The organism is Lachnoanaerobaculum saburreum DSM 3986 (assembly GCF_000185385.1).
Classification (GTDB): Bacteria; Bacillota; Clostridia; order Lachnospirales; family Lachnospiraceae; genus Lachnoanaerobaculum; species Lachnoanaerobaculum saburreum.
Genome location: NZ_GL622296.1, coordinates 38,056 through 61,444, shown reverse-complemented (window position 1 = coordinate 61,444; position 23,389 = coordinate 38,056). Strand labels below are relative to the sequence as shown.

The following is a 23,389-nucleotide window of genomic DNA, read 5'->3' as shown; positions in this document are numbered from 1 at the left end:
ATATGAGAGACAGGATACCTATTAAAAAAGATTTAATACCTTATGGGTTTGATATTATTCTGGGCTCCGATAAGTTTAATTTAAGGTTTGCTTACAATAAGGCGGCAGACCTTTTTACTTGTAGGTTAAAAAGAGGAAATGAGATACTGGGTATTGACGCTTTGATTTACGGTGTTGAGCTTTTTGGAGACATATACAGAGCCGGGAGCTTTCCTATGATGAGGATAGAGCCTATTGATGAATCTGATGAGGCGAAAGAAATCACATGGGATAATTTTACAAGTACAGTTTTTTTGACTATTGATAATGGTAAGGATTGATATGAGCAGATATATTAATATTAGAAAAAGTGGGAATTCTTCCAGGATAATCAAGTCTTTTATGGAGCTGGAACAGGCAATTAATATCGAAACTTCCGGAGGAGATAACGCTCTTTTTAAAAGAAATATTATGATGAAAACGGGTAATGTGTCTATAAATTCCAATAATTTGGACCTTGAGTTTGATGTGGAATTTGATGATGATACAGAGGCGAATGAGTCTGAAATTATCTTATATAATTTGTCGGATACTACTATTCAGAATATTAAAAAAGGCGAGAAAGTCACACTTACAGCCGGCTATAAAGAAGATACAGGCATTATACTTAGCGGATTTATTTCACATGTAAAGACTATTTTTGATGATTTAGATAAAGTTACTACAGTAAAGGTGATTGACAGTGTAGACAGGATTGAAAGGAAAATTGAGAATTTAGCTTATGTGAAAGGCTCTAAGGCTTCAACCATACTTAATGACCTGTTAACAAAAGTTGGACTGCCGATAGCCAAGTTTTCTACTAAGCGTGATTTTGTGTACAAAGACGGCTTAACTGTTGATGCCGGCATAATGGAAACAATAAAAAAGCAAGCGCAGGTCTGTGGAGTATCTGCATATATTAATAAAGGCCAAATATATGTGCAGTCTATAAGTGAGGGAGATGATACCAATTTTTCTTTAAGCGTAGATACGGGTCTTATAAGTCTTTCCGAGTTTGAAGAAGAAATAAGTGTGGAGGAATATAAGGATGCCGTAAAAGGGTATGAGGTTACTATGCTTTTACAGCATAGAATCAGTACAGGTTCTATCCTTAATATAAGGTCTAAGAATGTAAACGGCAGATATAGAGTAAGAGAAGGGCATCACAGTTATGACGGTTCAGATTTTTTGACAAAAGTAAAAGCGATAGAATGTCCTAAGCAGGAAGTAAAAACTGATAATTCAGATACCGGCAATAAAAATAACGGGCTTCCTGATTTATCAAGGTATACGGGAGTTTCTATCGTTGACGGATTGGCAAGTGTAGGCTCTGACAGCTCTTTTGCATATAGAGCCAAGATCGCGGAAACTTTGGGCATTTCAGATTACAAAGGCAGTGCCGGACAAAATCTTGAGATGATTAGAAAGCTTGGAGGAAAGGTGAGGTAATGGCGAATAGTACATATATAAATGATGCTATAGAACAGGCACTTTTAAATGTTCATACAGGATTTATTGCTAAGATTGTAAGTACAAGTGGGGATATTGCTACAATACAGCCGTTGGCCATGAATAAAGCTGTAGGAGGAGAGTCAAGTGTGCCTGCAATCATTACCGCATGCCCTGTTATAAGCAGTTGTGGCAAGTATGAAAGTTTTATCTGCCAAGCAACGGGAAATGAGTGTGTAAAGTTTAAAAAGGTACAGGCAGGGGATATTGTTTTTTGTGTTTGTGCAGATAGGGATATAAGCGAAACCAGACATGGGGGTATGGCTACTCCAAGACTCGGACATCATGAGATATCTTTTGCTGTAGTTATAGGAGTACTGTGATGAAATGCTTTTCATTAGATAACAAAGGTGATGTGACAGTAAATAAAAATAGAATTGAAATGGTGGAGGGTAGCGACCTTATCATTCAAAAGATACGGCAGATTTTACTAACAAACTATGGTGAATGGTGGCTTGATAAAAAAGAGGGGCTGGATCAGAGAAGCATATTTGTAAAGAACCCTAATTATCAACTTATCAAAGATGAAATAAGGCAAGCTGTAAATCAGATAGATAGTAGCCTTGCAGTAGATAATATTGAATTTGTTGAAGACAGTGCAAACAGGCATTTGATTATAAATATGAATATTAACGGCAAGGAGCTTAAAATGGAGGTGTAATTTGAGCTGTATTACTGATAAGGGCTTTGTAAGACCGTCCTATGATGAGATTTTGCAGGCTCAAATTAACAGGGCTAAGGTTCTTTTGGGCAATGATATTGATACATCAGAAGAATCAGTTCTTGGTAAATTCATAAGAATAAATGTTTTTGATTTAAATATTTGCTATGAGACTTTGGAAGATTTGTACTACTCAAGCTTTCCAAATACCGCAAGAGGTCAGAGTCTTGACAGGTTGGGTCCTTTTGCCGCAGTAAGCAGAAATCAGGCAACTCAAGCAAGAATTGAGGTAAAAATAAGAGGAACAGCAGGAGAGTCCATACCTTCAGCTTTTTTGCTTAAAAGTGATAAAACAAGTTTTTATGTAGTAAATGAATATATAATAGACAGTAAAGGTGAGGCTACAGTAGTAGCTAATTGTGTGGATGACGGAGAGATTGGCAATCTTTCAACAGGCGAAAGATTGGATATTCAAAATCCCAGAATGGGTATTGATTCGGTGGAGTTTATACATATTATCCAAAAAGGCGAGGAGCTTGAGAGTGATAAGGACTTTAGAATTCGATTTGCTAATTCTTTAGCAGGTGCGGGGAGCTCTACTGAGAGTGCCATTAAAGGTGCAATCTATCGTGTTCCTTTAGTTGACGGAGTATCAGTTGTAAGTAATGATAGTGATATCAGCACAACTATTCCACCGCACAGCTTTGCCTGCTATGTCCTTGCGCCGGAAAGTCAGTACGATCAGATAGCAAAAGCCATTTTTGATAAGAAACCTCTTGGTATCCGGTGTATCGGTGATATAGAAAAAACTGTGCATGATGCTTGGGGGAAACCTCATACTATAAAGTTTTTTGCAACTACTAAAACTGCATTGAGTATAGTAATAAAAATAAAGACTAATCAGTATTTTGGAAGCGCCGGAATAAATCAAATAAAAGAGAATATTGCTAATTTTATCAATAATTTGGCAAATGGAGAGGATGTATATTATACAAGTGTATTCGGATATATACATAAAGTTGACGGCGTTGTAAGTGTAGCTGAACTTAAAATTGGAAAGTCGGGACAGTCTCTTGGGAATGGAGATATTACTATTGGAGAACAGGAAATAGCAAGAATTGATGTCTCAAATATAAGTGTGGAGGTGGTTTAATGAATAAAGCTTACTTACTTCCCGACTGCTATAGAAAGGATACTGAAAGCAATAATTATAAGCTTCTTGAAATAGGACATCTTGCTGTCGATAAGTTGATGAACGACATCAATGACACAAGAGAATCTAAGGACTTAACTAAGGCTTATGGTGCAACCTTGGAACGCTTTGGGACTATGATAGGCCAGCCAAGGGGCAGTTTAGACGATAGTCAATACAGATATCTGTTGTACATGCGTATAGGTAGGAATCTTGTAACAGGTAATTATGATTCTGTCATAAGAGTTGCCAGGTCTATGCTTGGGGTAGGAGATAACAGTGATGAACTTATAGTGGAAGATGCAAAGGGCGGGAATGTTCGTATAAGGTCTATCCCTCTCTCAACACTCATTGCCAGCGGATTTTCAAGCAGACAGGCGATACAGCTTATAAAGCAGCTCTTACCTATAGGTGTTGGAATTATAACGGATGGTTTTGAGGGGACTTTTGAATTTGACAGCAGTGAGAATGTATATGACGAGTCTAAAGGTTTTGCAGATTTGAACAACAGTTTTGGAGGATACCTTGGGCTTATGCTGGGAGACGATGATAACGCACCTGTTTTGCCTTTGAGCTAGAGAGGAGTATGTATGCAATTTAATGAAGATTTACCGAAGTGGGAAGCTGTAGGAAGTGCACCGCCCGAGTCGCTTCAAAACACAGGCTTTGTGGCGGGATATAAGCCACCGGCGGCATTTTTTAATTGGCTGTTTAACAGGATATATAAGTCAATTAAAGAGCTTAGGGGCAAGGCTGATGAAATCGGAAGAGTAATAGATGTTACTCTTACAGTCAATGGCTGGGTGGCTGAAGGGGATTTTTACGAACAGGAGGTTGCCGTATTCGGCATCAAGGCGGATGACAATCCCACTTTGGTAAAAAGGATTGATAAGAGTATTCAAAACAATGACAGGCTTGTGAAAGTGTATGAAAAGAACTTTTCTTTTATTTTTGACGGTGACACTAAAAACAGTAGTGTCATTTTTTATGCTTATAAAAAGCCCGGTGCCGATATAAAGGTTGGCTTAAAGGGGGTGTGATATGGGTAAGATTTTAATACCAGGAAGTTTTGGAGGCGGAGTTACGTCTGATGACGTGACGGCAGGCAAAGCTCAAGTGCTGAAAGGATATAAGACGGTCACCAGAGATAGTGATGATGAGGTGGTGGAAGGAGCAATTCGGGTAGTAGACACAGCTCAAGATAACTATAGTAAAACAAGGACTACTGAATACGGGTTGGACAAAAATAGAAATGCTTTCTACATGCACTTGCCACAGCGTAGTGCATACTACACTAGAAATGACAATATTCCACATGTAGAAGTAGATGCGGATGTTTTAGGAAATGCAAGCCCCAATCAAGTGCTGTCAGGAGCTACGGCTACAAGTAAAAACGGTGTAAATTTTCAAGGTAGTTTTCCTGTTACCAGTGATGCCGATTCAATGGAGGAACTTTGGTACTATAACGATCATGGCAATGATAGTTATGTAACCCGTATCCCGGAAGCGGCTTATATAAGGTATTGGAATGCGGACAGAACGCAGAGCTGGAATCCATGGATACGAATAAAAAGAACCTTGATAAAAAGCAGTATTAATTATCACCCTGAATTAACTATAGACACTATAACCACTTTAGGCGAACGGGGTCAAATCTCGGATAGAGGAGAAAGTGCGGGTGTAAGCTATTATCAGATTAGAGAAGACGGTAGCGGCAGACTATATATACTATTCAAAAACGGTTGGTATCACAGAGCCCCATGGACTGACCCTCAAGGTCATACTCATGAGGCTTATCTTTATCTTACTTATGAGCAATTAAAAAATCTGTTTGGGATTGACGGGTCTAAGATGTTACAGGGGCACAATGTGGCAGGCGTACTCGGCCAGATAGTGTCACATCCGAATGAAAATATGGCGTTAGAAATAGTCAATATTAACTGGACTAATCCTAAAAAGTTTGGGTTCCGATTTCAACAAGGATACTATCCAAATTCAGGACAATATCCTCCTATCGTAGAAGTAAATTATGGAGATTTAGCTAATGCTTTAGGAATAAGAGCCGATAAGATGCTCAATGATATAAATATATTAGGCATTCAAGGCAATATACCTTACTGGGTATGTAATACAGGTGATGTAATAAGTGCTGTAAATAACGAAGGCTTTGCATGGGATGATACCTATGCAGGCCGTGGACGTGGAATAGTTGTAAAAATAGCAAATGGGCATGTTTTAGCAGGTGCAAACTATGCTTTCCTACCCTCACCAAACCTATATCCGCAGAACGTTGTTAAAGGTATCAATATCAACGGCGTTACAGGCACGAGAGACTTCACTGACAAGGTTAATGACTATACAGTTGCGGCGAATCTGGAAATAAGTATGTCTAATCTTGAACAGGTAATTTCGTTGGGCAATGCATATTCGGGAAGTGAAACAGTTTTCTTTGGGGTAGACCTTGTAGGAGAGGATGTCTATGACGGTTTTTTGAGGAGAGATAAGGGGAACGGTCATTACTTGATTGGGAGAATCCCGGTATCCAAAAGTGATAGCAATCTTATAGGGACGTATATAAGAAATGTACCTGTACAGATTGAAATCATAAGGGATGGAGCAGGCAATATAAGCCTGGTTCATCACGGACCGAATCAGTTGCTTGGTGTGACAAAACTCAATGTTTACATTTATGCTCACAGCTCAATATCATTTAGGCTTTAAGAAAGAGGTAAAAACATGAAATATACAGTATTTTATAAAACTGACGGCACGGTGGTGTCGATAGCATCTGAACAGGCGGATATAGAAAATATTAGGATAGGAACATTCGAAGTGCCTGACGGTAATGTCATAGACAGTATAGACACAAGCAAAAAAGAACATGTTGCGGTGTCACATGCAACACCTATGACAAATGCGGCAGAGCTGGCGGCTGTAAAAAAGCAGGCTGAACTTAATTCAGCAGGTATTGCAGAGTTGACAGATGTAGTTATGAATGGCGGTAGTAAAGCATGAGAATGTTTTTCTATATAGTAACAATTTTATTTTCAAGAAAGGAAAGAAAGTATATGTTTGAGAATTTAAGTATTTTATATGCACAGCTGATTATTAGAGGCAAGAGGACTTTTAAGAGTGTACCTGCTAAGCTAAAGCCTTATGTAAAGCAGGCATTGATAGATTTGGATGCCGGAGAACTTGCAATAGAGGATGAAGCTCAGGCAACACCTTCTAATGCAAGCTAACTTTATATGGCAAATATAAAAATATGTGTAAACCTTATTGACAAATATAATTATATGTGTTATTGTATAGTCATAAGGAGGTAAGAAATGAAAAGTTACTCATCAAGGGAAGTCATAAAGATGTTAAAAGAAGATGGATGGTATGAATTACCTAAAAACGGAACCAGTCACTTACAGTTCAAACACCCAACTAAAAAAGGGAGAACAACGGTTAAGCATCCGGACAAGGATATACCACCTAAAACACTTAGAAGCATTGAAAGACAGTCAGGGTTAAAGTTTCAATAGCCCTGACGGGGGCTTCCCTCTTGATGATTTACATATTTTTATATAAGGAGAGCTATATGAAGAAAGTTGATAGATATTATTATCCTGCTATATTTACATATGAGGACGGAAAAGAGATAGCGGTAACATTTCCCGACTTAGATTGTGCTACAAGTGGTGAGGACGAGAAAGACGCACTTTTATCCGCCAGAGATTTACTGGGATGTGTACTTAATGGCCTTGAAGAGGATGGAGAACCTATACCACCTGCAAGCAGGTTGTGCGATATGGAATTAGAGGATAATGAAAGAGCTGTGTTGGTGGATGTTTACATGCCAAGCATTAGAAATGCTAATGTAAATAAATCTGTAAACAGAACAGTAACATTGCCTGCTTGGCTAAATGCGGCGGCACTTGAAAGAAATATAAACTTTTCGCAAGTGTTACAGGAAGCACTAAAACAGCAGATTTTATAATTATTTTAAAGCACCAAAAAGGGTGCTTTTTTATTGCAAAGAAAGGAGCAATATGCATTTTGATATTTTTAGACCGGTTTTTACTGTAATGAGGGGGAATACTCTTTTTCAACTTGTAGTGATTATGATTGTAATGGATGTAATTTTCGGTAGTCTAAGAGCCGCTAAGGATAGGGCTTTTAACTCCAGTGTAGGTATTGACGGTGGTATCCGTAAGGTGGGAATGCTTTTATCTTTGGTATGCCTGGTATTTGTGGATATTTTATGTCCGGTAAATCTTATAGGGTTTGTACCTGATACTTTAAGAGAGTATATACACTTGCAGGATATTACAGTGATGGAGTTTTTTGCACTACTTTACATAGTGTATGAGGTGCTTTCAGTACTTAAGAATATGACCTTGTCAGGTTTACCTGTACGTAGGGTATGGATTACAGTAAAAGCCTTTTTAAAGAAGAACACAGGGGAATTTATAGAGATTGAGGAAAAAGAATAAAGAGGGCTTTGGCTCTCTTTTTTAATTCGAGAAAGGATAAAAAGATATGATTAAAATTGGACAGGCAAGTAGAGATGAAAGAGGCAGATACAGTGGTGGTATAGCAGGCGATCAGGATGGTAGAGAGGTCGCAATCCGTGAGTGGTACAGCAGACCATGGAACAAGGTTTTGAGGTGCAAAGATGTCGCAAAGGCAGAGAAGATAGCAGTAACTATGGAAAAAGCCTGCAAAAACGACTATATTGGATACGACCAAAATCAGAGAACCACCCTATATAGCATTGCAAAGTCTAACGGCTGGAAGATAGAAGATGTAAAAACACTTTGCGAAACTGATTGTAGTGCTTTGGTGGCGGTATGTGTTAATGCAGCGGGCATAAAAGTATCGGGCGATATCTATACAGGTAATGAGGCTAAGGCTCTTTTACAAACTGGAGAATTTGAGCTCTTATCTGCTCCTAAGTACTTGCTATCGGATGAGTACTTAAAGCGTGGAGATATACTTCTGTACGAATTTCACCATACCGCCATAGCACTTGAAAATGGAAAGAAAGCGGAGAAGACTAAACCTGTGCAGGTAGAATATCCGCTTGGCTGGAATGTCTCTAGCGACGGCCAGTGGTGGTATGCCGACACACCACAGAGTATTGTCGCAGGCAGGTGGGCATACATAAATGGTCGTTGGTACGTCTTTGACCAAAAAGGCTTTATGATTAGAGGCTGGTTTAAGCAGGGAGAAGACTGGTACTATATGAATCCTGCCGACGGTGCTATGCTCAGCGAACAGTGGGTGGATGTTGACGGCAAGTCTTACTACCTTACTCAATCAGGTCTTATGGCAAGAAGCGGCTATATAGAAGACGCAAGCGAAAAGCTGTACTTCTTTGTAGATGAAAATGGCGTATATAAGAAAGAACTTGATACAGATGCGCCTGATCTAAGTAAATATGAAGTTATAGAGTAAAAAATACGAAGTCTAATAAATGTCTAATATAATGAGAAGAAAGTCAGTATTTACGAGGCTTAAAGGTACTTTAAAGTACTGACTTTTAATCAAGTTGTCCCGGGTTCGAGTCCCGGGTGTCTCATCAGTGTGAAAAGGCTCAAAGCTTTGATTTACAAGGCTTTGAGCCGTTTTTTGATTTATTGTAGTACATTGATTTGACCAAAATTTACGACAATTTTATATCGCAAACGTGTCGCAAATTTCCTAATGTCGCAATTTTGTCGCATAGATTAAGCGTATTTAAATATCTTTTCTTTGTCTTGTATTATTACTTTTTCCCGTATGTCATCACATGATAAATCCAAATAATCATTCCAAGAGATACCATATCCACCGACATCTACTTTTACCTGTTCAAATAAGCCCGGAGTATGCTGTAATGACTTGAAGGCATCTATAGTAGTAAAAAGTGGCTTTACGTCATATATTTTTACTGTGTTGTCAGTAAATGTAGCAAGTAAGATATAATCATTTAATGGTTTTATACTTTTAATAGTATGAAACATATATATAACCTTTCTATTTATCCTAATGGTGGAAGTTCTGTAAACTCCTGAGTTTCCCACATTTTAATCAATTCCTGTTTATGTTGATTAGCCCACTAAGATCTATAACTCTCTAATCTCCGGAACGCCTTTTATATTAAGATAGTGTAATTATATAACTTTATTTGTAAATATGAAACACTAAAAAAAAAAATTATAAGAAGAAGTGTGCGTTTTTCATATATATTAGGAATTGACAATTTCTGATAATTATGAGATAATACAACCGGAAGGTAATCGTATAGGAGGTATACAGCCCTACGGGGAAAAGGCCGGTGCAACTCCGACTTACTTTCCTATAGATAAAATGGAAGTATAGAGACACTTGATATAGGTGTCTCTTTTGTTATTTACGCCAGTAATTAATTTAAATACAATCAAAGTAAAGGGTGATTTACAATAATTAATAAAAACATTAGTTGAAACGCTATGAATAGATGATAAAATGAAAGTAAGTTGCCAAAATGAATTGCTGCGAATAATATATTTGGAGAGAGGAATTTAAAAGTCTAAATTTTAGAGACAGAGATATTATAGACCATTTAGATAGTTTGTATCCGAAATTAATACATAGCATTGGATTTGAGAATGGAATATTTACAGAAGTATATCCTAAGCCTAAAGAGGGTGAGGATCCGAGAAAAGGAGATAGAGATAGGTTATATACCTGATTGTGAACTTTGTAAATAAAAGGTGATTTGAATAAAGAAATGAAGGTTAAATGGCTTGGTAAAACAGATTTTTAGCATTAACAAATAATAAGATTTATGATGTAATATCTATAGAACGTGGTTGGTATAGAATTATAGATGATTCAGGTGACGATTATTTGTATCCTCCTGATATGTTTGAAATCGTCGAGTGGGATGACAATATTGTGGTAAAGTAATTCTTACGGAGGTTTGTATATCATAATGAAAACTTTTTTACTTAAAAATGATAAAAACAGAATTTATTTTCGGAATTACGAGAGAATTTCGGCAGAAGAAGAGCTGAAAAAATTGCAAAATATTTTAAAAGAGAAAATATTACTATCGGAAGAAAGCACGAAACACCATTGAGAAGCTGTTAAAGATATTTGAGTAAAGGAGGAGAATATGGCCGATAACATAAGTATTGATGGAATAGCCTATATTGTGGGAAGAATAGTAGAAAGAGCGAGAGAAGCAGTCAAAGAATCAAAAGATGATAAAAAAGACAGTTTTAAGGACGGAAGAGCATTGGCATACTATGAAATATTGGATATTTTAAGGACAGAACTTAGTGTAAGAGAAATAAGTTTAGAGGAAATTGGGTTGGACTTTGATTTAGAGAAAGAATTACTATAATGGTATTGAGTAAAAATATCATATAAAAATTTATATAGGTAAGTATTATGAGTTTGAAAGAAGAATTTATGAAAATAATCACATATGAAGAGTGGGATAAAAGAAGGTATGAATTTAAAGGGCTTGACGCAGGAGATATGGAAGTAAGAAAGCACCTGAATGAGCTGTATCCAACAGCAGATATCAGTGGATATGAGAAAGGGATAGTAAAGGATTATTTCTACAAAATAGATGAAATAACCGGTAAGAGAGTGAAGATATTTTAGGAAAATAAATTTAGTATATAAAATGGATTTGAACCGTTTATTGATTCAAATCCCTTTACATTTAAATATTAATTCTTCTACCAAGGCAGTACGGTTGTTTCTATTGTGAGAATTTAAAGCACAAACTTCATTCATATCATAAAGTAAAACAGATTTTCACACTTTACTCCAAAATGTTTTTTGACATCAGAAACTTTAGTGTTTCTTGACGGATTTTTTGTTGAAAGCCCTATGTTAATTGTACTTTCTTCAGTGATTATAGTAGCATTTAAAGCCATTGCAATTAGCCATGGAACGGAAATATTCTTATTTGACTAATTTCTGAGTGCAGTATCTCGGTAAAAGACACAATTTTGGACATAATTGAGAACTTTGCCGTAGTTTACCAAAATGTAAGTAGATTTTATTAAATGAGTTTAATAAGTGCATATCCTGTCAATGATAACAAATGCTATGAAATGAGATATTGAGCGTAGAACCTGAAAATATATCGGATAAAATACAAGCAAAGAATATGAAATTTTAATTTTATATTAAGATATATAAGTCAATATTGACAATATATATATACATATATATAATCGTTGCATAAAGTTTTGAGAAGAGAGATATTGTACCGGAGTCCTTTATATGTGAAAAGTTGGTATTGTGTAAGTAAGGACAAAATGAAAGTTAAGAGTATATAATTGTATTCTATAGTTTTATAAACTATTAGAAAATATATTTTTTAGTTATATCCATTTCTTTTTCGTAGATATCTAGGTAGCGGTTCATTACTGTTACCAGGTGAGATATAAGTATAGTTAAGTAAGACGGGTATGGCTGAAAGGAGTATTTATGAAGAAACTATTTTTATTGACAGCAGCTTTTTCTGCGCTTATGTGCTTTAATGCATTTGCTTTTACATCAAGCAATCCTGATGTCACAATAAAAAGCGGAGATACCGGAAGGACTTACACTTGGACCTCACCGCTTGGAACAGAGATAACCATGCCGGTTATTACGAAAGATGCTGTTCTAAGTATGAATGTGGGCGATTCAAAGTATATGCAGACATATTTCTATGATCCTTCGGGAGCAATTAATAAAGAAAATAATATTATTATGTTTAACTATAAGAATTCGGCTTTTGCAGCTCCTGCATTGTCTCTGGAAAGAGCAACGGAGTATTCACCACTTACAATAAGTAATTATAGTATTGGTGACCCTATATTACAAAGAAGCAGATATAAAGCATATACCGGACAGGATGTTATAATATCTTTTTCTAAGGACACAGGTAGAAATGCTGCACTCCCATATGATTTTGAGGGAAGCTACTTCAATGAAAAAAATGCAAATAGAGTAGGTTACTTTTATGTAGATATGGGTTCATCTGCAAATACATCATCTCAGGGTTGGGAAAACACTGATAGAGGATGGAAGTATAAAGAATCTAACGGAAGCTATGTAACTAATACATGGAAGCAGGTTGACGGCATATGGTACTTCTTTGACGGAGATGGATATATTGCTACAAGCTGGAGACAAATAGACGGAGTATGGTACTTCTTTAATGCAAGCGGAGCAATGCTTACAGGTTGGGTACAGTCAGGAAATGACTGGTATTACATGAATCCTTCAGGTGCTATGGCTACAGGCTGGGTACAGTCAGGAAATGATTGGTACTACATGAGTCCGTCAGGAGCAATGTTAAGCAATACAACTACTTCAGACGGATATAGACTTGACGCTTCAGGAAGATGGGTAAAATAATTCGATATTGCATATATTGAGCTATAATATAAATTTATTTGGAGCAGGGAAATTAGGTTCTTTGTCAAGTGTTGGGGTGGGTTGATTTTTCAGCCCACTTTTTATATTTGAAATTTTTTGTACTTACTATTTTGTCGGGCAGGATATATTTAAAATCTGATAAATATTTTTTTGCACAACAAAAAGACCTCGTCCCCGGTCATTTTTTAACCTGTTGCCATTAAAATTCTATTCCTAAAATATTTAAAGTTACGTACACCATAAGATATTCTTTTAAGTACTTTTATCTTGTTATTAAACCCTTCTGTAGGTCCATTTGATATATGTCGGTACTTAAGTGAATTTAAGATGTATTTGTAATTATTTCTGAATGCTGTGATTGCTGCATTAAACTCTTTTATACCGGAACTTTCTACCTCAAGCAGCCATTCGTGAAGGAGCACTCGTTGTTTTGAGTATGATTTTTCATCAAGTAGCTTGATAAACAGCTCTTTTATGAAATATGCTTTCCTTAAGTCTTCTGAATACTCTAACATTAGTCTAAGTGTTGCCTTATTTTCTTCAGACAGAATTGATTCTCTTGTCGTTATGATGTGCCTGCTTCGCTTGTAGTACCTTCTAAGAGTCTTTGACATGTTCTTTTGCACATTCTTTCTTACATTCTCAAGAGCCCAATATACCTGCCTTATAAAATGGTACCTGTCAATAACTATTTTAGCATTTGGAAAATATGTTTTAGCCATATCTATGAAAGTCTTATTCATATCGCATGAGAAATATTTTACATTCATACGTTTAGACTTATCAAGAGACTTAAAATATTCAACCAAACATGTACTCTTTCTGGAGTAGAGTATATCTAATACCTTATGTTTTATAGGATCGACAACGATAGTTTGATACTTTTCAGTTCCTACATTACCTTTAAACTCATTTATTGATATAGCTTCTCCAATCCTATCAGATGAATTGTTAAGAGTGCCAAGTACTTTATATACAGTGTGGGTAGAGACATTAGCTCGGACAGATGCATGCTTAATGTTTATCGAGTCATAGAAAGAATGAGTAATAAACTTGGTCAGTCTTTGAGTTCTATGCAGATACCTTGAAATGAAATCATATGATTCATAAAAGTGTTTGCCACAGTTAGGACAATGATAATGTCTCTTTTTAAGGCGTAAGGTACAAGATTTATTTTGAAAAGGTATATCTTTAATCTTTTGAGTTCTGTAATCGTGTACCTTAGCAGTTGCATTATTGCATTGCGGACATTTATGTGGTTTAGGGTCGGTTGTAATAAGAAACGAGATATCATCGTCTTTTACACAATTAACATTGACTTTTATATCATAAATGCCTAAAATCTTATTCAGGTCGTTCATATGGACACCTCCTCCAAGTATAGTTTTTGTGTTGAACTGGGGACTTGGAGGTTTTTTATTATAATAAAAAATGTTGAGAATTGTAATACCCAACCCCAACATTAATTATACAACCTTTCTTCTATTATCCTCTTACCGTTAAATAACAATACATTTAATATATCTGCAAATACATCATTATATCTTTCAAGCATCTTCTGTGTTATATCCTTACTTTTCATACCCTTCTCCTTTATTATACCAAAGAAATTCAACCGACTCTATCTTAAAATACCTATACGCAACTGTACAGCCAAGCAATCTGTTATACACTTGACTGTACAGCTACGTGCCCAAAGTCGATGCACCGACTATATCATGGTTTTTAGAACTTTTTAGAAACTTAGATTAATTAGAGCGGAAAGTGCATTTCCCATAGATTACATCAGATACCAAACCAAAAACCATGAAAAACATTTGATGGTTCTATTATACCAACTATGCCTATTTTGACAATAGATTACATTAATACTTAAGATTTAAAAAGCACTTTTGGTGTATTGCATAGAAATATCAAGGAATATTGTGCAGTATCACGGATATTCCTTGTGCAATATGCTATAAAACACACCCTCTCTTTTGGTAGTATATTAAGCATATTGTAATAATCAATTTGTTGTGTTAACTTGATATCACTTTAATTTGACAAATCAATATGTAATAAAAGCCCTGTCAGGAAATAAAATTGTATGATTAATGTTTGGGTTGGGTATTACCAATCTCAGCATTTTTTCTAAATTATTCATAACATAGTTGCTTCTATAGCTAAGAGCCGCATAATTACTGCATTTACAAAACCTTCTTACTTTCACCTAAAAAGTGAATGTAAAAAGGACCTCTTTCTTGGTAAAATTAATGTGGAAAAAACAATGCCAAGGAAAGGAAGTCCTTATATGTCAATTTTAAACACTATTTCACTTGAAAGCAATAAAAATAAATTTTAACAGCGGAAATCTCTCTTCTGATGGAGGGCTACTTCTCATCAAAGAATTCGCTGCAAAGGTAGGTCTTATAAAGCTTGTGAAAAAGCTCTTCAAAACCAATGACCATACAAACAGCCGTATTCATCCATATTCTGATAACCTTATGCAGATGCTCTACCAAATTATAGCAGCCTATTTTAATGATGATTGTTCAGATGAACTGACTAATGATCCGGTATTAACCTCTATTTTGGAAAAAGAGGCCTTGGCCTCTCAACCTACATTATCTCGTTTTTGGAATAGAATGGACAACGATACTCTTGCACAGCTTGATTCTATAAATGCAAAAATGCGAGATATTGTCTATTCTATTAAGACACCGGGGCATATGTTGTTTGACCTTGATTCTACACTGCTTAACACTTATGGCAAGCAGGAAGGCGAAGGCTTTAACTTTCATTATCAGGCTCACGGTTATCATCCATTACTTTGCTATGACAAAATCACAGGTGATCTTTTAAAGGCTGAACTTCGTAACGGCACACAGTATTGCAGTAATGATGCTGACAAATTCATGATTCCACTGTTGCAGGAATACCGTGCAAAATATCCATCGCTCCCTCTTTATCTTCGTGGAGATAGCGGATTTGCTTCTCCTGATCTATACAAAGCATGTGAAGATAATGACTGTAAGTATGCTATTCGTTTAAAGCAAAATCAAACTCTTATAGAATATGTTGCAGATGCTGATGCGGCACTATTTAGGGTATCCCGTGAAAATCAGACAGATTATATGGTGGAATATGGTGAGTTCTATTATCAGGCAGGAAGTTGGTCTCATCCAAGGAGAGTAGTTTTCAAAGTAGAAAAACCCTATAATCAGTTTATTCACCTATATACTTTTGTTGTTACTACAATGGAATCACAACCACATCAGGTAATTCAGTTTTATTGTGGTAGAGGTAAGATGGAAAACTTTATAAAGGAAGGAAAATCAGGATTTGATTTTTCCTCAGTAAGCAGTCGCTCCAAGGTAGTAAATGCAAATCGTCTACAGGTGCATGTTCTTGCCTATAACCTGTTTAATTGGTTTAGACGACTTGTATTCTCTTCAAATATGAGGAAGCTGCAAATCAATACTATTCGTTTAAAGTTGCTAAAAGTAGTTGCAAAAGTGGTGCATACGGCAAGATATACCATATTTAAATTATGTAGCAGTTGCCTCCATAAGAAAGAGTAGTGTGAAAGAAAGTAGAGGTAAGCCATAAACCGGCGTACTTAAATAAGCTGTCTTAAGTGGGCAACTTATTTGAGGATATAGATTTAGTAGATTGATCAAGAAGCTAAAGGTTCATCAGGAGGAAGCAGTCCTTTCTTTTGTAAAAGTTTTTTTGCTTGCTTGATAGCCTTAGCCTTCTGTTTTTCAACTAAAGGTGCAGGCATATCGATTTTGTAAAGATCGCTTGGATTCCATACCTCTCCGGTAGACAGCTGTAAGAATCATACAGGCAATGGCAATAACAGTTCTTTTCTTGCCACGGCGTTTAACAATGGATTCATATTTCTTTTTGTAGTAAGGAGACTTGTCAGATTTCACGGCTGCATGAGAACACTGTACTAATGCAGGTTTGAGGTAGACACCGGCACTTGTAATACTGACAGATTTCTTTTTACCGGCAGATTCATTGTTGCCGGGGGTAAGACCTGCTCAACAACATAAGTGTTTAGAATTACAAAACTGAGACATATCAATACCAATTTCGGAGATAATAGTAATTGCACTATCATGTTTAACACCCGGAATGGTAGTTAATAACCGGATAGCTTTATCATAATCAGGATAGGAAGAAATCAAATATTCAATCTGTTTATCTACATCATTGATTTCAGCTGTGATATAATCTATATGTGCACGTACTAGGCGCATACGATATTTCCGGGCATCAGTCATCTGATATCCTTCGATAGATTAAATCACAGCGTATTCTTTGGATTTGAGGCTCTTAAGAAGTTTTGAAGCGATTTCTTTGTGGTTAATCGTAGTACCTGATTGTTCAAGCAGATAATCGATAATGGATGAGGATGACTTCCCAAAGATATCGAATACAACAGAATCTAATGCGATATTACAAACAGTAAGAGCATTCTGATATCTATTCTTTTCACTTGAACGGCAAGGAACAAGCTTGTAACGATATCTTGTGTATTCTCTAAGAATACAGATCAACTTACAAGGAATGTAGCTGCCTTTCACAAGTCCCGGTTAGAATAAGTCTCAAATCCATTTAGAATATTTGGTATCGTCCTTGTTACCCTTAACAACTTTAACCAATTTGGGATTAGCAATGGTAACGTTGCTTTGATCTTTGAGAAGATTAAAGACAGGACCCCGGTATTTACCTTTGGATTCCATACATACATCATGGCATTCATTTTCAAGAAGCCATGATTTAAAGTCTAAAATAGAATTGTTGAAGGTAGAGAATATCTTCTTTTGATAAGAAGGTTCAATACCGGCGGTAGGTTTGATGATTGTGGTAACGAGGAAAGATTTATGAACATTGACACCACAACAGGTTTGATAAGTAACTTTCATAGTGTAACTCCTGTTGTAAAAGATAAGAAGCCATTGACTGAACTGCCACACAATAAAACAAAGAGCTTTAACAATTCTTAGTGTACAAATTCATAATACCACTTATTTATGCTTGAAAAGGCAGAACTTACACTGATTTTTATGCTGTCTAAAACAGAGAAAGTTTTTACAACTCATCCTCTCGTGCTTTGTAGTATAGCTTCTTGCTATCTATTTTAAATCACAGAGTTGAGATGTAAAACACTTTCATTACTATTTGTGCCGCGGCTTGCCCGCGGAATGGAGATTTTTATGAGAAACATCCGGGGAGTATTAATTATGTTTCACAGTTACAATTAATGCTTGGTAAAGCATCCGGTTATGGATACAAAAAGATGGGATTCATTTTGGACAGGGGTTATTTTAGTAAATCAAATATCAAAACGATGGATAGGCTTGGTTATTCTTTTGTTATAATGGTAAAAGGAATGTATGACTTAATTAACAACATTGTTTTAGATAACAAAGGAACATTTGAAAATAAATTGTCTAAACATATTGATGAATATGATGTTTATGGTATTACCATAAAATAAAAGATGTATGAGACAGATGAAAGGGATAGATACATTCATATCTTCCACAGTATCAATAAATAGGTAATTGCGAAACAAACCTGTTTTATGAGTGTGTATAGAGAAAAAACTACTTTCATAGTAATTTTTTTGATAACAGATATGCAAAATGAAAATGGAAGCACAAAAACAAAGGGGCTGTCGCTTTAACGGTTCATCAATCGTTAGGTGGCGGCTCCTTTTTAGTTCTTTTTTATTCCTTAACTGCAAAGTCTATGATATAAAAACAGTTTTTTGTAAAAAAGCGCACTTTAATAAAGCCCCAAAAATGGTTTTTTAAATTTTTGAACTTTCTAAATTTATGCATCCTTCAAAGGAAATAAATGCCTTCCGGTTTTTCCTTTTTGTATCTTATTGTGAAGTTTATTCACATTTTTTGCCATTGCAAGTAATACACTTTCTGCAAGGACTTTCGATGTACCACGACTCAAATATCTACGAAACTGCATATCCTGTTTCAACTCACCAAAAGAGCCCTCTACTTGTATGCTTCTGTTTATTCTGAGAAGAATACCCTCTTCTGATAAAATTCGTTCCAAATCTTCTTTTCGATATTTCAGAAATGTCTTTGCTACAGAAAGGACTTTATTTCGTTCTTCCATTGGAGTTTTACAATTGTTTCCTTTGATGCATTCTTTCTTGTAAGGACAACCTGAGCATTCCTCACATTGATAAATATTTTTCTCACTTACATATCCGGTTTTAGATTTAGAACGCCGAACCTGTGTAAATGATAGTGTTTTATTATTTTTACAAATATAAGAGTCACTTTTTTCATTGTATTCCATATTTTCTACGCGACCTATATCTTTTTTATATTTTCTCTTTTTTGAAATTTCATAATTCGATGGCTTAATAAATGCCATTTGTTGATTCTGATCCAGGAAGACATAATTCTCTTCACTTTCGTATCCGGCATCTGCAATGACTTTCTGATATTTGAATGCCAAATATTTCTCTGTTTCCTTTAAGAATGGAATCAAAGTGGTCGTATCTGTAGGCTGTGGTCCGATGGTTAACCAGGTAATGTATTCGGAATCAACTCCATGTTGCAAATTAAATGCCGGCTTTAGCTGCCCATTTCCCATTGCGTCTTCTTTCATTCGCATGAAAGTCGCATCAGGATCTGTTTTTGAATAACTGTTTCTTTTCCCACAAAGATGCAGTTTTTGTGTGTATCCTCTTAAACGATTTAGATATTTTTCTAATGTTTCTATACTCTTTTGTAGTGGTGGCTTTCTTTTTCCGATACCATGTACAAATATAATATTTTCTTTCTTTTTCAAGGTATATAGTTTTTTTCTCAACCTTTTTACATGTTTCATTTTAACAATATCACCATAAACAACACGAATATCATAAAGTTGCTCACATTCTACAATAAAATCAGCTATTTTAATGAGAAGTTTCGCCTGATTTTTGGTTACTGCTTTTTTCCATACAAACGTGTATTTATTAGCACAAGCTTCAATTTTTGTACCGTCAATAAAAATCATTTCTCCTGAAATTTCTCCAAGTTCGTAAAGAAGGTTAGACATTTCGGCAAGTATTCTTTTTGAACATGGAGCAAAATGGATACTGCGAAAACGTGCAAAAGTAGCATGATCAGGAACCGACTTGCCTTCTAAAAGATACATAAAATTAATATCTCGTTTACAGTTTCGTTCCATGGAACGAGAAGAATAATCTCCATTCATATAAGAGTATAAAACAATCTTCAATAGAGTTCTTGGCGAAACTGTATTTATTCTTTTATAAGTAGAATATAAGTCAGTTAAATCCATAGCCTCCACAAACTGACTCAGCAATCGCACAGAATCATCTACCGGAATGATAGTTTCTAAATTTAAAGGAAGTTTTAGTTGATATCCTTCCTCGTTCAAAGTATAATCTTTGTGTAATAATATATGGGTTTGCATACATATATTTTACACCATCAGCCGAACTTTTCTAAGTCCGGCTGTAATTTTTTTATTAAAAAGAGGCTGCACACTAATCACTTAGTGCGACAGCCACCTGTAAGAGAATATACAAAAAGTAGACTTAGGCAATTAGGGACTTTAAGCTGCGAATATATTTGTAATTATGAATTTTATCAGCAACCATGACAGTAAGCAGCCCGGCAAGGAGTAAATCAGCATGAAGAGTTTTTTCGTTTTGAGTTTTACGACCTGTAACACAAAGAATGTCTTTGAAGTGGTTAATGGATTTTTCTACATTTATGCGTATTTTGTAAGTGGAATCCCATTCATCGGTATCACTGATACATCCGGGATAAGCACGAAGGTTCTGTTCAAAGTAGATATAAATCATTCTACTACAGGATGAAGTTGTGCAAGGATTATCACAGTGGCATACACGTTTTGATTTTTGTGCCACATTGTTCCATTTCCAATTCATTTTGGAACAAACGAATTTCATGGTTGGAAGTCCACATCGTAGGTGTGATTTACTACCTTCTCGTTTCATAAGAAGTGAAGAATCATGTGGACAACAAGGAATACCGTTTTCATTAACGACATAATTGGCACCTTTGATTTTGAGCTTAGTTTTAAGAGGAATATGGGCTTTTTCAAAGGAGGTGTTTTCAAGGAGGAATTTATAAATTTCGATGGAATCAAAAGCGGCATCACCAAGAAAAGTTTTAGGATTGATTAGATGATGTTTTTTGAAAAAATCCTTTAATGTGGGAATTAATGCTTTTGCATCCGCAAGGCTTTTATTCTCATCCGGAGAATCAGATTTTTTTTCTATTACGATTTCAGGATGAAATTTAATAAAGTTTTTGTTGTAAAAGCAGATATCCCTGACAATGCCAAGTCCGTTTGTTAAAATACCGAATTTGTAGGCATAACAAAAATGACCGTTCACATGTATCTGCCTGATAGCGGGATTGGCTGATGAATGAGAGGGCATGGAAGAATAGGCGGCTTTATAAGGGTCATAGGAGTTATCAAGTCCATTAGCCTTTTTAAAAGTTTTTAATTGTTTAATTATACGGTTGGCATATTTGGGATTATTCTCAGTTACCCATGCTTCAATACCTGAAGTATCAAAAAGCAGCATGGAAGCCTTTTGTTTATCAATACTTTATCAATACATGGAAGCCTTTTGTTTATCAATCTTTTGACATATAGGTTCTGTAAGATCTAGCATATGGTCGAACATAACTTGTAAGTCCAAAAGGAAATCCTGTTTGAAACGAGTAAATTTTAGAGGTATCCGGAACGACATCAAAGCCACAGAAATCTCGTAATGCCTTAGAGTACTTTAGGAATACAATCAGAAGGGATGTGGTAGGGATTGAAAAAATAAGCTGTAATAACAGAGCCTTGAGCATAGGATAGAGAAGATGATTACGTGGTCTGCCGGTGGAAGCATGAAAATGTAAAGCAAAAGAATGCGGAACAATTTCGTCAAGATCAACGGTTTGTTCAAGAATAGAAAGAAACTCATATTTATCATTATCAAATTTATTTTGGCAATCTGTAAAAATATCTGCCAAAGAAAGCTGTTTGTATGTTATCATATATGCACGACTCCTTTATTGGTTGATATGGTTAGTAGTTTCGTGATAGTCCTATTTTAACACAAACCAATGAGGAGTTGTTTTATTTTATAACTAAAATAGTGCCGTAATCATGCGGCTTTTGGCGTTTCGCAAACGCCCAAGTATCAATAAAGAGAGCAGTGAGCGGATGTTCATTGCAAAAAACTTAGGCAGATGAAAGCTTATCTTATGAAACACATAAATGAGGCTGTCACCTTTGAACCCGAATTTAGCAAATACTTTATACTACATTATAATGAACAAAATGGGGTATTTTTTCCCTTAAGAAAAAGCATCTGTGATTGAGAGGGAGAATTCTCTTAGTGGTTACTTCTGTATTATCACATCTGAAAAGATGACAGCAAATGAAGCGTTAAACATTTATAAGAGCAGGGATGCATCAGAGAAGCTGTTTTAGAGGAGATAAATCATATCTTGGAGATAAGAGTCTTAGATCTATGGAGATTCGGCTGCCGATTCCAAGATTTTTATTGCATTAATTATCTGGAACCGGATATATAGCTATCTGAAAGATAAAATGAGAAAGCTTGACAAAAGAACAAATTTTATGACTGTTCAGGCTGCACTCAAGGAACTGGAAAAGATAGAAATGGTACGACTGACAGATAACAAATATAGACTTGACCATGCTGCAAAGGCAACACAGAAGATAATACTAAAAGCATTTGGAATGGATGCAAGTATTATAAAACATTATGCAGAAGAAATAAGTATCAAGCTGGAGGAGGCAAAGAAAATGGGAAGAACAAGAAAAAATGAGTTTTCAGATACCATTGAACAGCAGATTGAAAAGGCTCAGATAAAAGTTGTAAAGAGCAAAGCTGCATATGAATCATCAGTAAGCAGCCTTCAGGTACTTCTTGATAAACGAGATGCTGTTAGAAAAGATGAGCTTTGGAAGGAGATACTTAAGAGTGAGAAAACTTACGAGGAAATTCTGAGATATATAAAAGTTGATAATTTGACTGAAGAATAGAAAATTTCTGCCTTGTGTAAAATATACAAGGCAGAAATTTTTAGATGTAAAATTAGAGGAAGTTAACATATAATAAAAAATGATGAGATTGGTAATGCCCAACCCAAACATTAATCATACAATTTTATTTCCTGACAGGGCTTTTATTATATATTGATTTGTCAAATTAAAGTGATATCAAATTAACGTAACAAATTGATCATTACAATATGCTTAATATACTGCCAAAAGAGAGGATGTATTTTATAGCATATTGCACAAGGAATATTCGTGATACTGCACAATATTCCTTGATATTTTTATGCAATACACCAAAAGTGATTTTTAAATCTTAAGTATTAATGTAATCTATTGTCAAAATAGGCATAGTTGGTATAATAGAGCCATCAAATGTTTTTCATGGTTTTTGGTTTGGTATCTGATGTAATCTATGGGAAATGCACTTTCCGCTCTATTTAATCTAAGTTTCTAAAAAGTTCTAAAAACCATGATATAGTCGGTGCATCGACTTTGGGCACTCAGCTGTA

General features: G+C 35.5%; 23 protein-coding genes and 3 pseudogenes. 20 read left to right on the top strand and 6 right to left on the bottom strand.

Going from position 1 to position 23,389, the window contains the following annotated elements; all coding sequences use genetic code 11:
- Positions 1–2 precede the first annotated feature (2 nt).
- The 14 genes from HMPREF0381_RS00310 to HMPREF0381_RS00245 all read left to right on the top strand — a co-directional run bounded on the left by HMPREF0381_RS00310 (position 3) and on the right by HMPREF0381_RS00245 (position 8,825).
- Entirely contained in the window at positions 3–320 is a 318-nt protein-coding gene (locus HMPREF0381_RS00310) for a phage baseplate plug family protein (protein ID WP_008749843.1), read from the top strand.
- Positions 307–1,467 carry a phage protein gene (locus HMPREF0381_RS00305; protein ID WP_008749842.1) on the top strand — a complete coding sequence of 387 codons (1,161 nt, stop codon included), beginning with the start codon at positions 307–309 and terminating at the stop codon, positions 1,465–1,467. Before HMPREF0381_RS00310 ends, HMPREF0381_RS00305 begins: the two co-directional genes overlap by 14 nt.
- Positions 1,467–1,850, top strand: a complete 384-nt coding sequence (locus HMPREF0381_RS00300; RefSeq protein WP_008749841.1) for a hypothetical protein — start codon at positions 1,467–1,469, stop codon at positions 1,848–1,850. Before HMPREF0381_RS00305 ends, HMPREF0381_RS00300 begins: the two co-directional genes overlap by 1 nt.
- Positions 1,850–2,188, top strand: coding sequence for a hypothetical protein (locus HMPREF0381_RS00295; protein ID WP_008749840.1), 339 nt, complete (start codon positions 1,850–1,852; stop codon positions 2,186–2,188). Before HMPREF0381_RS00300 ends, HMPREF0381_RS00295 begins: the two co-directional genes overlap by 1 nt.
- A gap of 1 nt (position 2,189) precedes the next feature.
- Positions 2,190–3,341 (top strand): baseplate J/gp47 family protein, encoded by a 1,152-nt coding sequence (locus tag HMPREF0381_RS00290; RefSeq protein ID WP_008749839.1) that lies wholly within the window; start codon positions 2,190–2,192, stop codon positions 3,339–3,341.
- Positions 3,341–3,958, top strand: coding sequence for a hypothetical protein (locus HMPREF0381_RS00285; protein WP_008749838.1), 618 nt, complete (start codon positions 3,341–3,343; stop codon positions 3,956–3,958). Before HMPREF0381_RS00290 ends, HMPREF0381_RS00285 begins: the two co-directional genes overlap by 1 nt.
- A gap of 12 nt (positions 3,959–3,970) precedes the next feature.
- Positions 3,971–4,420: a hypothetical protein gene (locus HMPREF0381_RS00280; RefSeq protein ID WP_008749837.1), complete on the top strand. Its 450-nt coding sequence runs from the start codon at positions 3,971–3,973 to the stop codon at positions 4,418–4,420.
- Between the two features lies 1 nt (position 4,421).
- Positions 4,422–6,101, top strand: coding sequence for a hypothetical protein (locus HMPREF0381_RS00275; RefSeq protein WP_008749836.1), 1,680 nt, complete (start codon positions 4,422–4,424; stop codon positions 6,099–6,101).
- 15 nt (positions 6,102–6,116) lie between these two features.
- A complete protein-coding gene (locus HMPREF0381_RS00270; protein WP_008749835.1) occupies positions 6,117–6,395 on the top strand; it encodes a hypothetical protein in 279 nt (92 codons plus the stop codon).
- 53 nt (positions 6,396–6,448) lie between these two features.
- Entirely contained in the window at positions 6,449–6,622 is a 174-nt protein-coding gene (locus tag HMPREF0381_RS00265) for a CD1375 family protein (RefSeq protein ID WP_242824366.1), read from the top strand.
- Positions 6,623–6,709: 87 nt separating this feature from the next.
- A complete protein-coding gene (locus HMPREF0381_RS00260) occupies positions 6,710–6,910 on the top strand; it encodes a type II toxin-antitoxin system HicA family toxin (RefSeq protein WP_008749833.1) in 201 nt (66 codons plus the stop codon).
- Between the two features lie 56 nt (positions 6,911–6,966).
- Complete coding sequence (locus HMPREF0381_RS00255) at positions 6,967–7,365, top strand: type II toxin-antitoxin system HicB family antitoxin (protein ID WP_040460955.1); 399 nt, start codon at positions 6,967–6,969, stop codon at positions 7,363–7,365.
- Positions 7,366–7,417: 52 nt separating this feature from the next.
- Positions 7,418–7,861 (top strand): phage holin family protein, encoded by a 444-nt coding sequence (locus HMPREF0381_RS00250; protein WP_008749831.1) that lies wholly within the window; start codon positions 7,418–7,420, stop codon positions 7,859–7,861.
- Between the two features lie 46 nt (positions 7,862–7,907).
- On the top strand, positions 7,908–8,825 hold the full coding sequence (locus tag HMPREF0381_RS00245) for an N-acetylmuramoyl-L-alanine amidase family protein (RefSeq protein WP_008749830.1): 918 nt from the start codon (positions 7,908–7,910) through the stop codon (positions 8,823–8,825).
- A 272-nt stretch (positions 8,826–9,097) separates the two neighbouring features.
- Here the strand turns inward: HMPREF0381_RS00245 and HMPREF0381_RS00240 are convergent, their stop codons facing one another.
- Positions 9,098–9,433 (bottom strand): DUF2442 domain-containing protein, encoded by a 336-nt coding sequence (locus HMPREF0381_RS00240; RefSeq protein ID WP_242824365.1) that lies wholly within the window; start codon positions 9,431–9,433, stop codon positions 9,098–9,100.
- Positions 9,434–10,509: 1,076 nt separating this feature from the next.
- On the opposite strand from HMPREF0381_RS00240, the gene HMPREF0381_RS00230 reads away from it, so the two are divergent.
- Both HMPREF0381_RS00230 and HMPREF0381_RS00225 read left to right on the top strand, forming a co-directional pair.
- The gene (locus tag HMPREF0381_RS00230) at positions 10,510–10,740 is read left to right on the top strand and encodes a hypothetical protein (RefSeq protein ID WP_008749826.1); all 231 of its coding nucleotides are present in this window, start codon (positions 10,510–10,512) and stop codon (positions 10,738–10,740) included.
- Positions 10,741–10,787: 47 nt separating this feature from the next.
- On the top strand, positions 10,788–11,006 hold the full coding sequence (locus HMPREF0381_RS00225; RefSeq protein WP_008749825.1) for a hypothetical protein: 219 nt from the start codon (positions 10,788–10,790) through the stop codon (positions 11,004–11,006).
- Positions 11,007–11,137: 131 nt separating this feature from the next.
- Here HMPREF0381_RS00225 and HMPREF0381_RS15965 read toward each other — a convergent pair whose 3' ends face one another.
- Positions 11,138–11,284 (bottom strand): PIN domain-containing protein, encoded by a 147-nt coding sequence (locus tag HMPREF0381_RS15965; RefSeq protein ID WP_008749824.1) that lies wholly within the window; start codon positions 11,282–11,284, stop codon positions 11,138–11,140.
- 559 nt (positions 11,285–11,843) lie between these two features.
- On the opposite strand from HMPREF0381_RS15965, the gene HMPREF0381_RS00220 reads away from it, so the two are divergent.
- Entirely contained in the window at positions 11,844–12,761 is a 918-nt protein-coding gene (locus tag HMPREF0381_RS00220; RefSeq protein WP_008749823.1) for an N-acetylmuramoyl-L-alanine amidase family protein, read from the top strand.
- Positions 12,762–12,967: 206 nt separating this feature from the next.
- Here HMPREF0381_RS00220 and HMPREF0381_RS00215 read toward each other — a convergent pair whose 3' ends face one another.
- Complete coding sequence (locus HMPREF0381_RS00215) at positions 12,968–14,143, bottom strand: ISL3 family transposase (protein ID WP_040461583.1); 1,176 nt, start codon at positions 14,141–14,143, stop codon at positions 12,968–12,970.
- Positions 14,144–15,075: 932 nt separating this feature from the next.
- Here HMPREF0381_RS00215 and HMPREF0381_RS00210 point away from each other — a divergent pair.
- Positions 15,076–16,345: pseudogene (locus HMPREF0381_RS00210) on the top strand (IS1380 family transposase).
- A gap of 95 nt (positions 16,346–16,440) precedes the next feature.
- Here the strand turns inward: HMPREF0381_RS00210 and HMPREF0381_RS15815 are convergent.
- Positions 16,441–17,701, bottom strand: a pseudogene (locus HMPREF0381_RS15815) (IS110 family RNA-guided transposase).
- 338 nt (positions 17,702–18,039) lie between these two features.
- Between HMPREF0381_RS15815 and HMPREF0381_RS00200 the strand changes: the two are divergent.
- A complete protein-coding gene (locus tag HMPREF0381_RS00200; RefSeq protein WP_008749816.1) occupies positions 18,040–18,276 on the top strand; it encodes a hypothetical protein in 237 nt (78 codons plus the stop codon).
- Positions 18,277–18,614: 338 nt separating this feature from the next.
- Here the strand turns inward: HMPREF0381_RS00200 and HMPREF0381_RS00195 are convergent, their stop codons facing one another.
- Positions 18,615–20,234, bottom strand: a complete 1,620-nt coding sequence (locus HMPREF0381_RS00195) for an IS1182 family transposase (protein WP_008749815.1) — start codon at positions 20,232–20,234, stop codon at positions 18,615–18,617.
- 210 nt (positions 20,235–20,444) lie between these two features.
- A pseudogene (locus tag HMPREF0381_RS00190) lies at positions 20,445–21,844 on the bottom strand (transposase); the annotation flags it as partial.
- 559 nt (positions 21,845–22,403) lie between these two features.
- Between HMPREF0381_RS00190 and HMPREF0381_RS14270 the strand changes: the two are divergent.
- The gene (locus HMPREF0381_RS14270; RefSeq protein WP_008749812.1) at positions 22,404–22,862 is read left to right on the top strand and encodes a hypothetical protein; all 459 of its coding nucleotides are present in this window, start codon (positions 22,404–22,406) and stop codon (positions 22,860–22,862) included.
- Positions 22,863–23,389 lie beyond the last annotated feature (527 nt).

What these genes read in the sequence shown, in the direction of transcription:
- HMPREF0381_RS00300 (WP_008749841.1), top strand. Translation starts at nt 1,467, where the DNA reads ATGGCGAATAGTACATATATAAATGATGCTATAGAACAGGCACTTTTA.
- HMPREF0381_RS00310 (WP_008749843.1), top strand. Translation starts at nt 3, where the DNA reads ATGAGAGACAGGATACCTATTAAAAAAGATTTAATACCTTATGGGTTT.
- HMPREF0381_RS00215 (WP_040461583.1), bottom strand. Translation starts at nt 14,143, where the DNA reads ATGAACGACCTGAATAAGATTTTAGGCATTTATGATATAAAAGTCAAT.
- HMPREF0381_RS00250 (WP_008749831.1), top strand. Translation starts at nt 7,418, where the DNA reads ATGCATTTTGATATTTTTAGACCGGTTTTTACTGTAATGAGGGGGAAT.
- HMPREF0381_RS00305 (WP_008749842.1), top strand. Translation starts at nt 307, where the DNA reads ATGGTAAGGATTGATATGAGCAGATATATTAATATTAGAAAAAGTGGG.
- HMPREF0381_RS00200 (WP_008749816.1), top strand. Translation starts at nt 18,040, where the DNA reads ATGCTTGGTAAAGCATCCGGTTATGGATACAAAAAGATGGGATTCATT.
- HMPREF0381_RS15965 (WP_008749824.1), bottom strand. Translation starts at nt 11,284, where the DNA reads ATGGCTTTAAATGCTACTATAATCACTGAAGAAAGTACAATTAACATA.
- HMPREF0381_RS00260 (WP_008749833.1), top strand. Translation starts at nt 6,710, where the DNA reads ATGAAAAGTTACTCATCAAGGGAAGTCATAAAGATGTTAAAAGAAGAT.
- HMPREF0381_RS00225 (WP_008749825.1), top strand. Translation starts at nt 10,788, where the DNA reads ATGAGTTTGAAAGAAGAATTTATGAAAATAATCACATATGAAGAGTGG.
- HMPREF0381_RS00265 (WP_242824366.1), top strand. Translation starts at nt 6,449, where the DNA reads ATGTTTGAGAATTTAAGTATTTTATATGCACAGCTGATTATTAGAGGC.
- HMPREF0381_RS00245 (WP_008749830.1), top strand. Translation starts at nt 7,908, where the DNA reads ATGATTAAAATTGGACAGGCAAGTAGAGATGAAAGAGGCAGATACAGT.
- HMPREF0381_RS00255 (WP_040460955.1), top strand. Translation starts at nt 6,967, where the DNA reads ATGAAGAAAGTTGATAGATATTATTATCCTGCTATATTTACATATGAG.
- HMPREF0381_RS00285 (WP_008749838.1), top strand. Translation starts at nt 3,341, where the DNA reads ATGAATAAAGCTTACTTACTTCCCGACTGCTATAGAAAGGATACTGAA.
- HMPREF0381_RS00230 (WP_008749826.1), top strand. Translation starts at nt 10,510, where the DNA reads ATGGCCGATAACATAAGTATTGATGGAATAGCCTATATTGTGGGAAGA.
- HMPREF0381_RS00270 (WP_008749835.1), top strand. Translation starts at nt 6,117, where the DNA reads ATGAAATATACAGTATTTTATAAAACTGACGGCACGGTGGTGTCGATA.
- HMPREF0381_RS00195 (WP_008749815.1), bottom strand. Translation starts at nt 20,234, where the DNA reads ATGCAAACCCATATATTATTACACAAAGATTATACTTTGAACGAGGAA.
- HMPREF0381_RS14270 (WP_008749812.1), top strand. Translation starts at nt 22,404, where the DNA reads ATGAGAAAGCTTGACAAAAGAACAAATTTTATGACTGTTCAGGCTGCA.
- HMPREF0381_RS00295 (WP_008749840.1), top strand. Translation starts at nt 1,850, where the DNA reads ATGAAATGCTTTTCATTAGATAACAAAGGTGATGTGACAGTAAATAAA.
- HMPREF0381_RS00275 (WP_008749836.1), top strand. Translation starts at nt 4,422, where the DNA reads ATGGGTAAGATTTTAATACCAGGAAGTTTTGGAGGCGGAGTTACGTCT.
- HMPREF0381_RS00220 (WP_008749823.1), top strand. Translation starts at nt 11,844, where the DNA reads ATGAAGAAACTATTTTTATTGACAGCAGCTTTTTCTGCGCTTATGTGC.
- HMPREF0381_RS00280 (WP_008749837.1), top strand. Translation starts at nt 3,971, where the DNA reads ATGCAATTTAATGAAGATTTACCGAAGTGGGAAGCTGTAGGAAGTGCA.